This is a genomic window from Streptomyces sp. MJM8645 (genome assembly GCF_001625365.1).
GTDB lineage: Bacteria > Actinomycetota > Actinomycetes > Streptomycetales > Streptomycetaceae > Kitasatospora.
This window is the reverse complement of record NZ_LJJF01000001.1, coordinates 6,606,094-6,620,775: the sequence shown is the minus strand read 5'-3', so window position 1 is coordinate 6,620,775 and position 14,682 is coordinate 6,606,094. Positions and strand designations below refer to the sequence as shown.

The window sequence follows — 14,682 nt, the reverse complement described above, 5'->3', positions numbered from 1 at the left end:
GTCGGACGGCGGGCTCAGACGGCGGGGTCGGACGGCGGGTCAGACGGCGAGGTCAGACGGCGGGCTCGGGCCGCACGTCGTCGGCGCGGTGGTCGCCGTGCTCGGGGCGCGCCGGGAAGTCGCGCATTCCGCGCAGCGGGCTCGCCAGCAGCACGGCGCCTGCGGACAGCAGCACGCCCGCCATGATCCAGATCGTGGTGCGCGGGCCCAGCACCTCGCCGAGCCAGCCGCCGAGCAGGGCGCCGAGGGGGATCGCGCTGTAGTTGACGGTCGAGGCGCTGGCCCTGATCCGCCCGATCATCGCGGGCGGGCAGTAGGACTGGTAGAAACTGCCGGCCAGCACGTTCCCGGCCACGACGCCGCAGACGGCCACCGACCACGCGAGCGCGCTGACCGCGAGCGGCAGCTGGTCGCCGGCCATCGGCAGCAGGAAGATGAAGGGCGCGACCACCAGCTCGCACAGCAGCAGCCCGCGGGCGCTGCCCAGCCGCCGGGCCAGCCGCCCGGCCACCGCCGCGCCGGCCAGCCCGCCGATGCTCACCACCGCGAACACCAGGCCCACCTCGCCGGATCCGATGCCGACGCTGCGCACCAGGAAGACCGTCTGGACGGCCTGGATGCCGTTCAGCCCGAGGTTGCCGACCGCACCGAAGCAGGCCAGCGTCCGCAGGTACGGGTCGCGGGCCAGGAAGCCCACGCCCTCGCCGATCTCCTTCAGGATGCCCCGCCGCTGCGACGGCGGCGGAGGCTGCTCCACCACGGTGATCCGGGCCACGCAGACCGCCGAGACGAGGTAGCTCACCGCGTCGGCGAGCAGGCCGCTGGTCGCGCCGAAGACCTGCGACAGCAGGCCGGCCGCACCGGGACCGGCGATCTCCACCGCCGACTCCCCGGAACGCAGCTTGACGTTCGCCTCCAGCACGTCCTCCTTGGCCACCAGCGACGGGAGCACCGCCCCGTACGCGGTGGAGAAGAACACCTTCACTCCGCCGGTCAGCAGGGCCACCAGCACCAGTTGGGCCATGGTCAGCACACCGAGCCAGCCGGCCACCGGCACGCTGACGAACAGGACGAGCAGCAGCAGGTCGCAGACCAGCATCACCCGCAGCTTGGGCCAGCGGTCCACCCAGGCACCGGCCGGCAGCCCGAGGAAGAGCCAGGGCAGCCAGGCCGAGGCGGTCAGCAGGCCGACCGCGAGCGGGCTGGCGTGCAGGGTGACGACGGCCACCAGGGCCAGCGCCACGTTGCCGACCGCCGTACCGAGACCGCTGGTGGTCTCACCGATCCAGAGCCGACGGAAGTCGGCCTGGGCCCACAGCCCCCAGCGACTGCGGGACGGCTCCGGCGGAGCCATGGCGGGGGTGGTGACGGACATCGCGGGTCACTCTCCAAGCTTCTCGGCGAGCACGGAGGCGATCCGTGCGAGGGGTTCCGGGCGGGTCAGCTCGCCGTGCGCGCAGGCGAGGCGGTGGGGCTCGATCCGGCCGTCCAGGTACGGCCGCCAGGACCGTTCGTAGGGCCAGTCGGCGGGCTTGTCGAGGGTCGCGCCGAAGAAGACGGCGTCGCCCCGGTAGCGGCCGGGCACGTGCTCGGCCATGAGTTTGCGGTGCCGCTCGAACATGCCGGGCAGCTCGGCGGCGGCCTCCCCCAGGACGGCGGCCAGCTCGGCCTGGCCGCGCCCGGCCTCCGGGTCGTAGCCCAGTGACAGCAGCAACTCGGCCAGGGTGTCGACGGGTTCGTCCTCCTCCGGCCCGTCGGCGGCCGCCGGACCGTGGCCGGTGACCGGTGCGCCGTCGAGCAGGGCGAGCACACCGACCGGTGCGCCCTCGGCCTGGAGCCGGACGGCCATCTCCTGCGCGACGACCGCCCCGAAGGACCAGCCGAGCAGGTGGTACGGGCCGGACGGCCACACCGCCCGGATCTGCCGCACGTAGTCCTCGGCGATCTCGGCGACGCTCGCCGGTGCCTCCCCGCGCAGGCCGCGGGCCTGCAGACCGTAGACCGGCCGGTCGGCGCCGAGGTGCGGCAGCAGGCCGGAGTAGACCCAGCTGATGCCGGCGGCCGGGTGGACGCAGAACAGCGGGGCCAGGCCGCCACCGGTGCGCAGCGGCAGCAGCACGTCCAGGGCGTCGGCGGCCGGCCCGGCACCGAGCCGGTCGGCCAGTCCGGCGACGGTCGGGGCCTCGAACAGCGCGCGCATCCCGAGGTCGGCGCCGAGGGCGGCGCGGATCCGGGCGAGCAGCTTCATCGCGAGCAGGGAGTGACCGCCGAGCGCGAAGAAGTCGTCGTCGATGCCGACCCCGGCGATCCCCAGGACCTCGGCGAACAGCCCGCAGAGGACCCGCTCCTGTTCGGTGCGCGGCGCGCGGCCCCCGGCGAGTTCGGCGAAGTCCGGGGCGGGCAGGGCCCGGTGGTCGAGCTTGCCGCTGCCGGTGAGCGGCAGCGCGTCGAGCGGGACGACGGCGGCCGGCACCATGTAGCCGGGCAGGAACCCGCCCGCGAAGGCCCGCAGACCTGCCTGGTCCAGCCGGCCGTCGGCCACCACGTAGGCGACCAGACGAGTGCCCGCTGCCCGGTCCTCGACCGGGCGGACGACGGCCGCCGACACCCGGGGGTGCCGCCTCAGGACCTGTTCGATCTCGCCGAGTTCGATCCGGAAGCCGCGGATCTTGACCTGCTGGTCGGTGCGGCCCAGGTACTCCAGCTCACCCTCGCGGGAGCGGCGCACCAGGTCGCCGGTGCGGTACATCCTCTCCCCGGACGCGAACGGGCAGGCCACGAACCGCTCCGCGGTCAGCCCCGGCCGGTTCAGGTAGCCCCGGGCCAGACTCGCCCCCGCCAGGTACAGCTCACCGGGCACCCCGGCCGGCACCGGGTTCAACCACTCGTCCAGCACATAGGCGTGCGTCCCGGCGACCGTACGGCCCAGCACCGGCTGCTCCGTCGCGGCCAGCGGGTGGACGAGCGTGTCCACCGTCGCCTCCGTCGGGCCGTACAGGTTGTACGCCTCCGTCGCCGGCGCCTCCCGCAACCGCGACCACAGGGCCTGGCCCACCGCCTCACCACCGAGCAGCAACAGCTCCGGCGCCGACTCGGCCAACAACCCCTCCTCCACCAGCTGTTCGGCGAAGGACGGCGTCACCTCCAGCACCCCGATACCGCGCTCGCGGACATGGCGCACCAGCGCTGCCGCGTCCCGGCGCACCTCATCACCGATCAGGTGCAGCTCATGCCCGGCCACCAGCCACAACAGGCCGTCCCAGGAAGCGTCGAAGCACAGCGACGCCGTCAACGCCACCCGCGACCGCACCCGACCCGCCATCACACCGGTGCGATGCGCCGCCAGCAGAGCGGCCAGGCTCCCGTGCGACACCACCACACCCTTCGGACGACCCGTCGAACCCGACGTGTGAATCACATACGCCGCGTCCCCGGCCGAAGCCCGCGCGACCGGGTCCGACTCCGGACCGGCCACGTCACCGGCCTCCACCACGGTCAGCCCGGCCAGCAACTCCGGGTGCGGCCAGCGATCGTCGGTCACGGCGAGGACGGGCTGCGCGTCGGCGAGCGTACGGGCGGTGCGGTCGGCGGGGTACTCGGCGTCCAGCGGCAGGTACACCCCGCCGGCCTTCAGCACCGCCAGCAGCCCCACCACCGACTCCACCGAACGCGGCAGCGCCAGCGCCACACCCGACTCCGGCCCCACGCCCGCAGCGATCAGCCGATGCGCCAGCCGATTCGCCCGCACATTCAACTCGGCGAACGTCAACGTCTGGGCGCCGCACACCAGCGCCACCGCCTCCGGAGTCCGCGCGACCTGCGCCTCGAACACCTCCGGCACCAGCGACACCCGCGACGGCAGCGACGTGAACCCGCCACCCACCAGCCCGGCCCGCTCGTCCGCCGCAAGCAACTCCACCTGGCCCACCGGCAGTTCCGGGCGCTCCACCACGGCCCGCAGCAACCGCCCGAACCGCACCGCCAGCGACTCCACCGTCTCCCGGTCGAACAGATCCGTCGCGAAGTCGATCGCGCATTCCAGGCCGGCGGGCTCGCCGTCCGCGTCGAAGGTCTCGCCCATGCCGATGCTCAGATCGAACTTGGCCACCGATCCGGCCGTCGACTGCACGGTGGCGGGCAGGGCGCCGAGGGTGAGCGGCGCCGAGGCCGTCCGGTCGCCTTCCAGCAGCAGCATCACCTGGAAGAGGGGGTGGCGGGCCAGCGACCGCGCCGGATTCAGCTCCTCCACCAGACGCTCGAACGGCACATCCTGGTGCCCGAACGCCCCCAGATCCGACTCCCGCACCCGACCCAGCAACTCCGCGAAACTCGGGTCACCCGCCGTATCGGTGCGCAGCACCAGCGTGTTGACGAAGAACCCGACCAACTCGTCCAACGCCTCGTCCGAACGACCGGCCACCACCGTGCCGATCGGCACATCCGTCCCCGCACCCAACCGGGTCAACAACGCCGCCAACGCCGCCTGCACCGTCATGAACAACGTCACCCGATGCGCACGCGACAACCCCACCAACCCACGATGCAACTCCACACCCAACGGCAGCACCACCCGGTCACCCCGATGCGACGCCACCACACCACGCGCACGATCCACCGGCAACGCCAACTCCTCCGGGAGATCGGTCAAGATCCCGCGCCAGTAGTCGAGTTGACGCGACAGCAGGCCGTTCTCGTCCGACTCCTCCCCCAACAGTCCGCGCTGCCAGAGCGCGTAGTCCGCGTACTGCACCGGCAGCGGCTCCACCACCGGCACCTCGCCACCGGACCGCACCGCGTACGCCGTCGACAGATCCCGCAGCAACGGACCCATCGACCAGCCGTCACCGGCGATGTGGTGCAGCACCAGCACCAGCAGGTCTCCGTCGGACCCGCCCGGAATCACCTGGACGCGCATGGGCAGGTCGGCGGACAGGTCGAACGGCCGGTCGACGCAGCTCTCGGGGTCGGTGCCCACGGGCAGGACCTCGACGGTGACCCGGGCCTCCTCGGGCGGCAGGATCCGCTGGTACGGCTCGCCGTCCACCTCGGCCACGAGCGTGCGCAGACTCTCGTGCCGCGCCACCACATCACCCAGCGCCGCCTCCAGCGCCGCCACATCCAACTCGCCGCCCAAGCGGAGCAGCACGGGGAGGTTGTAGAGCCCGCTCGGGCCCTCCATCCGGTCGATCAGCCACAACCGCTGCTGCGCGAACGACAACGGCACCCGCTCCGGACGCTCGACGCCCCCCGACAGCACCAGACGACCGACCCCGGCACCCGAACGGGCCGCGAGCCCCGCCACCGTCGGCGCCTCGAACACATCCCGCACCCCCAGCTCCACCCCCAGCACCGACCGCACCCGGCTCAACAACCGCGTGGCCAGCAGGGAATGACCACCGAGCGCGAAGAAGTCGTCGTCGATGCCGACCCCGGCGATCCCCAGGACCTCGGCGAACAGCCCGCAGAGGATCTCCTCCTCCGCCGTCCGCGCCGCCCGGCCACCCGCGAACTCCGCGAAGTCCGGCGCCGGCAGGGCCCGGTGGTCCACCTTTCCGCTGCCGGTGAGCGGCAGAGCGGTGAGCGGGACGACGGCGGCCGGCACCATGTAGCCGGGCAGTGCCCGGGCGACGAACTCCCGCAGGTCGAGGGCGATCCCAGGGAGCTGCTCGGTCACCGCGCAGTAGGCCACCAGCCGGCGGTCGCCGTCGTCGCTCTCCCGGGTGGTGACGACCGCCTGGCGGACAGCTTCGTGGCGGACCAGCACCTGTTCGATCTCGCCGAGTTCGATCCGGAAGCCGCGGATCTTGACCTGCTGGTCGGTGCGGCCCAGGTACTCCAGCTCACCCTCGCGGGAGCGGCGCACCAGGTCGCCCGTGCGGTACATCCTCTCCCCGGACGCGAACGGGCAGGCCACGAACCGCTCCGCGGTCAGCCCCGGCCGGTTCAGATACCCCCGGGCCAGACCCGCCCCCGCCAAGTACAGCTCACCCGCCACCCCGGCCGGCACCGGGTTCAACCACTCGTCCAGCACATAGGCATGCGTCCCGGCGACCGTACGGCCCAGCACCGGCTGCTCCGTGGCGGCCAGCGGGTGGACGAGCGTGTCCACCGTCGCCTCCGTCGGGCCGTACAGGTTGTACGCCTCCGTCGCCGGCGCCTCCCGCAACCGCGACCACAGGGCCTGGCCCACCGCCTCACCACCGAGCAGCAACAGCTCCGGCGCCGACTCGGCCAACAACCCCTCCTCCACCAGCTGCTCGGCGAAGGACGGCGTCACCTCCAGCACCCCGATACCGCGCTCCCCGACATGGCGCACCAACGCTGCCGCGTCCCGGCGCACCTCATCACCGATCAGGTGCAGCTCATGCCCAGCCACCAGCCAGAGAAGGCCGTCCCAGGAAGCGTCGAAGCACAACGACGCCGTCAACGCCACCCGCGACCGCACCCGACCCGCCATCACACCAGCCCGATGCGCCGCCAACAGAGCCGCCAGGCTCCCGTGCGACACCACCACACCCTTCGGACGACCCGTCGAACCCGACGTGTGAATCACATACGCCGCGTCCTGCGCGGTGACGCGGGGGGCCGGATCGCTCTCGGGGCCGGGGCCGTCCTCGGTGACGTCCAGCGTCCGCAGGCCCGCCAGGACCTCGGGCAGCGGCCACCGCGGGTCGGTCAGCACCAGCGACGGACGGGAGTCCGCCAGGGTGTCGGCGGTGCGGTCGGCGGGGTACTCGGCGTCCAGCGGCAGGTACACCCCGCCGGCCTTCAGCACCGCCAGCAACCCCACCACCGACTCCACCGAGCGCGGCAGCGCCAGCGCCACACCCGACTCCGGCCCCACGCCCGCAGCGATCAGCCGATGCGCCAGCCGATTCGCCCGCACATTCAACTCGGCGAACGTCAACATCTCGGCGCCGCACACCAGCGCCACCGCCTCCGGAGTCCGCGCGACCTGCGCCTCGAACACCTCCGGCACCAGCGACACCCGCGACGGCAGCGACGTGAACCCGCCACCCACCAGCCCGGCCCGCTCCTCCGCCGCCAACAACTCCACCCGGCCCACCGGCAGTTCCGGACTCTCCACCACCGCCCGCAGCAACCGCCCGAACCGCACCGCCAGCGACTCCACCGTCTCCCGGTCGAACAGATCCGTCGCGAAGTCGATCGCGCAGTCGATCCCGGCAGGTTCGCCGTCCGGGCCGAAGACCTCCTCCATGATCACGTTGAGGTCGAACTTGGCGACCCCGGTCCCGGCCGGCAGAGTCTCGACGTGCAGTCCGGGCAGCTCCAGTTCGGCTTGCTCGTTGCTCTGCAGGACCAGCATCACCTGGAAGAGGGGGTGGCGGGCCAGCGACCGCGCCGGGTTCAGCTCCTCCACCAGACGCTCGAACGGCACATCCTGGTGCCCGAACGCCCCCAGATCCGACTCCCGCACCCGACCCAGCAACTCCGCGAAACTCGGGTCACCCGCCGTATCGGTGCGCAGCACCAGCGTGTTGACGAAGAACCCGACCAACTCGTCCAACGCCTCATCCGAACGACCGGCCACCACCGTGCCGATCGGCACATCCGTCCCCGCACCCAACCGGGTCAACAACGCCGCCAACGCCGCCTGCACCGTCATGAACAACGTCACCCGATGCGCACGCGACAACCCCACCAACCCACGATGCAACTCCACACCCAACGGCAGCACCACCCGGTCACCCCGATGCGACGCCACCACACCACGCGCACGATCCACCGGCAACGCCAACTCCTCCGGGAGATCGGTCAAGATCCCGCGCCAGTAGTCGAGTTGACGCGACAGCAGGCCGTTCTCGTCCGACTCCTCCCCCAGCAGTCGGCGCTGCCAGAGCGCGTAGTCCGCGTACTGCACCGGAAGCGGCTCCACCACCGGCACCTCGCCACCAGACCGGACCGCGTACGCCGTCGACAGGTCCCGCAGCAACGGACCCATCGACCAGCCGTCGCTGACGATGTGGTGCAGCACCAGGAGCAGCACGTGGCTCTCCTCGGCCGTCCTCAGCAGGGTCGCGCGGAAGGGGGGTTCGGCCGCCAGGTCGAAGGGGCGGCGGGACTCCTCGTCCACGGCGTCGGCCAGCGCGTCGGCCGGGCAGTCCCGGCGTTCGACGGTGACCCGGGCCTCCTCGGGCGGCAGGATCCGCTGGTAGGGCTCGCCGTCCGCCTCGGCCACGAGCGTGCGCAGGCTCTCGTGCCGCGTCACCACATCACCCAGCGCCGCCTCCAGCGCCGCCACGTCCAGCTCGCCGCCCAGTCGCAGCGCGACCGGCACGTTGTAGAGCGCGCTGGGGCCCTCCATCCGGTCGATCAGCCACAACCGCTGCTGCGCGAACGACAACGGCACCCGCTCCGGACGCTCGACACCTCCCGACAGCACCGGCCGGCCGGCCGCCGCGCCCGAACGGGCCGCGAGCCCCGCCACCGTCGGCGCCTCGAACACATCCCGCACCCCCAGCTCCACCCCCAGCACCGACCGCACCCGGCTCAACAGCCGCGTCGCCAGCAGGGAATGACCACCGAGCGCGAAGAAGTCGTCGTCGGCGCCCACCCGTTCGACGCCGAGGACCTCGGCGAACAGCCCGCAGAGGATCTCCTCCTCCGCCGTCCGCGCCGCCCGGCCACCCGCGAACTCCGCGAAGTCCGGCGCCGGAAGCGCGGAGCGGTCCAGCTTGCCGTTGGCGTTGAGCGGCAGCGCCTCCAGCGCCACGAAGGCGGCCGGCACCATGTGGGCGGGCAGTTCGGCCGCGACGGCGGCGCGCAGCTCGGCCGGGTCCGACGCGGCCGGGCCGACCAGGTAGGCGACCAGCCGCGCCCCGCCCGGGCCCTGCTCGTACGGCAGCACCGCGGCCTGGAGCACCCCGGGCTGCGAGGTCAGCGCGGTCTCGATCTCGCCGAGTTCGATCCGGAAGCCGCGGATCTTGACCTGCTGGTCAGTGCGGCCCAGGTAGTCCAGGTCGCCGTCCGGGCGGCGGCGCACCAGGTCGCCGGTGCGGTACATCCTCTCCCCGGGCTCGAACGGGCAGGCCACGAACCGTTCGGCGGTCAGCTCCGGCCGGTTCAGGTAGCCCCGGGCCAGACCCGCCCCCGCCAGGTACAGCTCGCCGGGCACCCCGGCCGGCACCGGGTTCAACCGGGAGTCCAGCACGTAGGCGCGGAGGTTGCCGAGCGGGCGGCCGATCAGCGGGCGCTCGCTGTCGGCGAGGCGGTGGTACAGGGCGTCGACGGTGCACTCGGTCGGGCCGTACAGGTTGTACGCGATCAGGTCCGGGGCGTCCCGCAGGGTGGTCCACAGGGCCTGGCCGGTGGCCTCGCCGCCGAGCAGCAGCAGGGCCGGCGGGCAGCGGGTGAGCAGTCCCTCCTCGATCAGCTGGTCCGCGTAGGTGGGAGTGAGGTCGAGGACGTCGATCCCGGTGCGCTCGGCGTGGCGCACCAGCGCGGCGGCGTCGCGGCGCACGTCGTCGCCGATCAGGTGCAGCTCGTGCCCGGCCGCGAGCCAGAGGTAGCACTCCAGGGAGGCGTCGAAGGACAGCGAGGCGGTGAGCGCGACCGTCAGCCGGCGGCCCGGCCGGGCTCGCTCGACGGCGGCCCCGACCTCGGCGCGGTGGAAGGCCAGCAGATTGGCGAAGTTGCCGCGGGAGACCACGACGCCCTTGGGCCTGCCGGTGGAGCCGGAGGTGTAGATGATGTAGGCGGCGTGCCCCGGGTGGGCGGTGTCGGGCAGGTCGTGGTCGTCGTGGAAGGCCCACAGCTCGTCGTCGACGGGCAGCACGGTGCGTCCGTCCAGCGACTCGGCGAGCGGCCAGCGGTGGTCGGTGAGCACGACCGCCGGGGCGGAGTCGGCCAGCATGTGGGCGATCCGCTCCGCCGGGTACTCCGGGTCCAGGGGCAGGAAGGCCGCGCCGGCCTTCAGTGTCGCCAGCGTGGCGACCACCGACTCCACCGAGCGCGGCACGGCGAGGGCGACCACGGTGTCCGGCCCGGCGCCCTCGTCGGCGAGGGCGCGGGCCAGCCGGTTGGCCCGGGCGTTCAGCTCCGCGAAGGTCAGCGACTCGGGGCCGCAGACCAGGGCGACGGCCCCGGGGGTGCGCGCGGCCTGCTCCTCGAACACCGTCAGGTAGGGCGCGCCGGCGTCCGGCAGCGCCGTGTCGTTCCATGCGGCGAGAGCGTCCCGCTCGGCCTCGTCGAGCACCTCCAGGGCGGCGACCGGGCGCTCGGGGTCCTCGACCGCCTGGCGCAGGATCAGCTCCAGGGCGGTGGCGAGCCGCCGGACCGTCTCCCGGTCGAACAGGTCGGTCGCGTACTCCAGGCCGCCGCTCAGCCCGGCCGGGGAGCCGTCGGCGGCGAGCCGCTCGACCAGGCTGAGGGTGAGGTCGAAGGTCGCGGTGCCGAAGTCGACCGGCTCCTCGGTCACGGTGACGCCGGGCAGGTCCGGCCCGTCCTCGGGGGTGCCGGCGAAGGCCAGCATCACCTGGAACAGGGGGTGCCGGGCCAGTGACCGGGCCGGGTTCAGCTCCTCGACCAGCGACTCGAACGGCGTGTCCTGGTGCTCGTACGCCGCCACGTCGGTGTCGCGGACGCGGTGCAGCAGGGTGGCGAAGCTGGGGCGGCCGGAGACGTCGGTGCGCAGCACCAGGGTGTTGGCGAAGTAGCCGACCAGGTCGGTGACGGCCTCGTCGAGGCGGCCGGCCACCGGGGTGCCGATCGGCAGGTCGGTGCCGGCGCCGAAGCGGTGCAGCAGGGTGGCGTAGGCGGCCTGGAGGACCATGAACAGCGTGGCGCCGTGCTCGACGGCGAGGTCGCCGAGGCGTGCGTGCAGTTCGGCGTCGAGCTCCAGCGGGAGGACGGTCCCGCGGTGGCTGGCGACCGGGGGCCGGGGCCGGTCGAGCGGCAGCGGCAGCTCCTCCGGCAGGCCGGCCAGCGCGTCGCGCCAGTAGGCGAGTTGGCGGGCGGCCAGGCTCTGCGGGTCGTCCTCGTCGCCGAGCAGGGCGTGCTGCCAGAGCGCGTAGTCGGCGTACTGGACGGGCAGCGGCTCGCCGTCGGGGGCGCGGCCGGCGAGCCGGGCCCGGTAGGCGTCGGTGAGGTCGCGGTAGAGCGGGCCCAGCGAGGCGCCGTCCCCGGCGATGTGGTGCAGGACGAGGACCAGGACGTGCTCGTCCGGGCCCTCGGGCCGCAGGTAGGCGTGCAGGGGCAGGTCGGCGGCCAGGTCGAAGGTGTGGCGGGCGAGTTCGTCCACCGGCCGGTCGGTGGTGGTGAGCAGCGGGGCGGTCGGCCCGTCGAGGACGTGCTGGTACGGGACGCCGTCCTGTTCGCCGAAGACGGTGCGCAGGGCCTCGTGCCGCCGGACGGTGTCGCCGAGGGCGTCCGCGAGGACGGCGGGGTCGAGCGGGCCGCGCAGCCGCAGGGCGAGGGTCACGTTGTAGGTGCTGGCGGGGCCGTCCGCCTGGGCGAGGAACCAGAGGCGGCGCTGGGCGAAGGAGAGCGGCACCCGGTCGGGCCGGGGGCCGGGCCGCAGCGCCGGGCGGGCCGGGGCGGGCGCGTCGGCCGCGCGGTCGGCGAGCCGGTCGGTGAGCCCGGCGACGGTGGGGGCCTGGAAGAGGTCGCCGATGGCGAGTTCGATGCCGAGTTCGGCGCGGGCCCGCCCGGTGAGGCGGGTGGCGAGCAGCGAGTGCCCGCCGAGCGCGAAGAAGTCGTCGTCGATGGTGATGTCGTCGATGCCGAGCAGGTCGCCGAAGAGCTCGCACAGCGCCCGTTCGCGCTCGTCGCGGGGCTCGCGGCCGGTGCCGTCGGCGGCGACGTCCGGGGCGGGCAGGGCCCGGCGGTCGACCTTGCCGTTGGCGTTGAGCGGCAGGGCGTCGAGCAGGACGACGGCGGCGGGGACCATGTAGCCGGGCAGCGTGGTGCCGGCGAAGGTGCGCAGCTCGGCCGGGGTGAGCGAGGCGTCGGCGGTGCAGTAGGCGACCAGCCGGGTGTCGCCGGGGCGGTCCTCGCGGGCGATCACGATGACCTGGCGCACGGCGGGGTGGCGGGAGAGCGTCGCCTCGATCTCGCCGAGTTCGATCCGGAAGCCGCGCAGCTTGACCTGTCCGTCGATCCGGCCGAGGAACTCCACGGCGCCGTCGGCGCGCAGCCGCACCAGGTCGCCGGTGCGGTACATCCTCTCCCCTGGCGCGTACGGGCAGGCGACGAACCGTTCGGCGGTCAGGGCCGGCCGGTTCAGGTAGCCGCGGGCCAGGCCGGCCCCGGCGATGTACAGCTCTCCCGGGACGCCGGGCGGGACGGGGCCCAGCCGGGCGTCGAGGACGTAGCTGCGCATGGCGTCGAGCGGGCCGCCGATCGGCACCCGGGGGCCGTCGAGGTCGGCGTGGACGAGCGGGTGGTGGGTCGCGAAGGTGGTGGTCTCGGTGGGCCCGTAGACGTGGGCGAGCAGCAGGTCGGGGCAGGCGTCCAGGACGCGCCGCATCAGGGTGCCGGAGGCGGCCTCGCCGCCGGTGCAGACGACCCGCAGGGCGGCGAAGGTCTGCGGGGCCTGCTCGGCGACGAGGTCGAACAGGGCCTTGGTGAGGAAGACGGCGGTGACGCCGTGGCGGGTGGTGACGGCGTGCAGGGAGGTGGCGTCGAGGGCGCCGGGCGGGGCGACCACGACGGTGCCGCCGGCCAGCAGGGGCGTCCAGATCTCGTAGGTGGCGGCGTCGAAGGCGTGCGGGGAGTGCAGCAGGACCCGCTCGTGCCGGCCGTCCTGCCAGCGCCGGTCGGCGGCGAGGTCGAGGACGTCGCGGTGGCGGACGGCGACGCCCTTGGGGCGGCCGGTGGAGCCGGAGGTGTACATCGCGTAGGCAAGCTGGTCCGAGTGGACGGGCACGCCGGGGCGGTGGGCGGGGGCGGCCGCCTCGTCGCCGGGGCGGACCACCACGGCCCGGTGCGGGAAGCCCGGGTCGGCGCGGTCGGTGAGCAGCACGGGGGCGCCGGTGTCGGCGAGCACGTCGGTCATCCGCTCGGGCGGCAGGCCGGGGTGCATGGGCACGTAGCAGCCGCCGGCCTTGAGGATCGCCAGGGTGGCGACGACGACCTCGACGGAGCGCTCCATCAGCATCGCGACGGGGGTCTCGGTGCCGACGCCGAGGGCGATCAGGTGGTGGGCGAGGCGGTTGGCCCGGGCGTCGAGTTCGGCGTAGTCGAGGGTGCCGCCGTCGTGGGCGAGGGCGGTGGTGTGCGGGGTGCGGTCGGCCTGGCGCTCGAAGGACTCGGCGAGGGTGCCGGGCCGGGCCGGGGCGCCGGTGGCGTTCCACTCGGTGAGGATGCGGGTGCGCTCCTCGGGGGCGAGGACGTCGAGGGTGCCGATGGGGGCGTGCGGGTCGGCGGCGGCACCGGTCAGCAGCAGGCCGAGCCGGGCGGCCAGGGCGGCGACGGTGGCGTGGTCGTAGAGGTCGGCGGCGTACTCGATCGAGCCGGTGAGCCCGGCGGGGGCGCCGTCGGGTCCGTGCCGTTCGGCGATGCCGATGTTGAGGTCGAACTTGGCGACCCGCAGGCCGATCGGCTCGGGCGCGGACTCCAGCCCGGGCAGGTCGAGTTCGGCGTCCTGCCCGTGGTTCTGGAGCACCAGCAGGGTCTGGAACAGCGGGTGGCGGCCGAGGGCACGGGTCGGGTTGAGCTCCTCGACGAGGCGCTCGAAGGGGATGTCCTGGTGGGCGAAGGCGTCGAGCTGGGCCTCCCGGACGCGGCCGAGCAGCTCGGCGAAGCTCGGGTCGCCGGACGTGTCGGCGCGCAGCACCAGCGAATTGACGAAGAAGCCGACCAGGTCGTCCAGGGCCTCGTCGGCGCGGCCGGCGAGGCCGGTGCCGAGCGGGATGTCGGTGCCGGCGCCGAGCCTGGTGAACAGTGCGGCCAGGCCGGCCTGGAGGACGGTGAACAGGGTGGTGCGGTGCGTCCGGGCGAGGCCGAGCAGGGCGGTGTGCAGGTCGGCGTCCCAGGCGAGGTCGACGGAGTCGGCGGCGCCGGTGGGGGTGGGCGGTCGGGGGCGGTCCGTCGGCAGCTCCAGTTCCTCCGGGAGTCCGGCCAGGGCGGTTCGCCAGTGGTCGAGTTGGCGGGCGAGCAGGCTCTCGGGGTCGCGCTCGTCGCCGAGCAGGTCGCGCTGCCAGAGCGCGTAGTCGGCGTACTGGACGGGCAGCGGCTCCCAGTGGGGGGCGCGGCCGGCGAGCCGGGCCCGGTAGGCGGTGGCGAGGTCGCGCAGCAGCGGGCCGAGCGACCAGCCGTCACCGGCGATGTGGTGCAGGACGACGAGCAGCACGTGCTCGGTCGGAGCGAGAGTGAACACCGTGACCCGGATGGGCAGTTCGCGGCTCAGCTCGAAGGTCTCGGCGGAGGCCGCGTCCCGGCGGGCGGGGTAGTCGTCCGGTGCGCAGTCCACGACCAGGAAGCGCGGCTGCGCCTCCTCGGCCGGCAGGATCTGCTGCACCGGGACTCCCCCGTCCACCGGGAACACCGTACGCAGGGCCTCGTGCCGGGCGACCACGTCCACCGTCGCGGCGCGCAGCGCGGCGGTGTCGAGCTCGCCGCGCAGGCGCAGGGCGAACGGAAGGTTGTACAGCGCGGTCGGCCCCTCGATCTGGTCGATCAGCCAGAGACGCTGCTGTGCGTACGAAACCGGGATCACGGTGC

Annotated in this window: 2 protein-coding genes; both read right to left on the bottom strand. The window is 73.9% G+C overall.

What is annotated here, in order from left to right:
• Positions 1–52: 52 nt before the first annotated feature.
• Positions 53–1,375 carry an MFS transporter gene (locus A6F73_RS28115; RefSeq protein WP_244293529.1) on the bottom strand — a complete coding sequence of 441 codons (1,323 nt, stop codon included), beginning with the start codon at positions 1,373–1,375 and terminating at the stop codon, positions 53–55.
• Positions 1,376–1,381: 6 nt separating this feature from the next.
• A complete protein-coding gene (locus A6F73_RS28110) occupies positions 1,382–14,677 on the bottom strand; it encodes a non-ribosomal peptide synthetase (RefSeq protein ID WP_063350322.1) in 13,296 nt (4,431 codons plus the stop codon).
• Positions 14,678–14,682 lie beyond the last annotated feature (5 nt).

Excerpts from the sequence above, each read along its gene's own strand:
- A6F73_RS28115 (WP_244293529.1), bottom strand. The coding sequence starts at position 1,375 with ATGTCCGTCACCACCCCCGCCATGGCTCCGCCGGAGCCGTCCCGCAGT.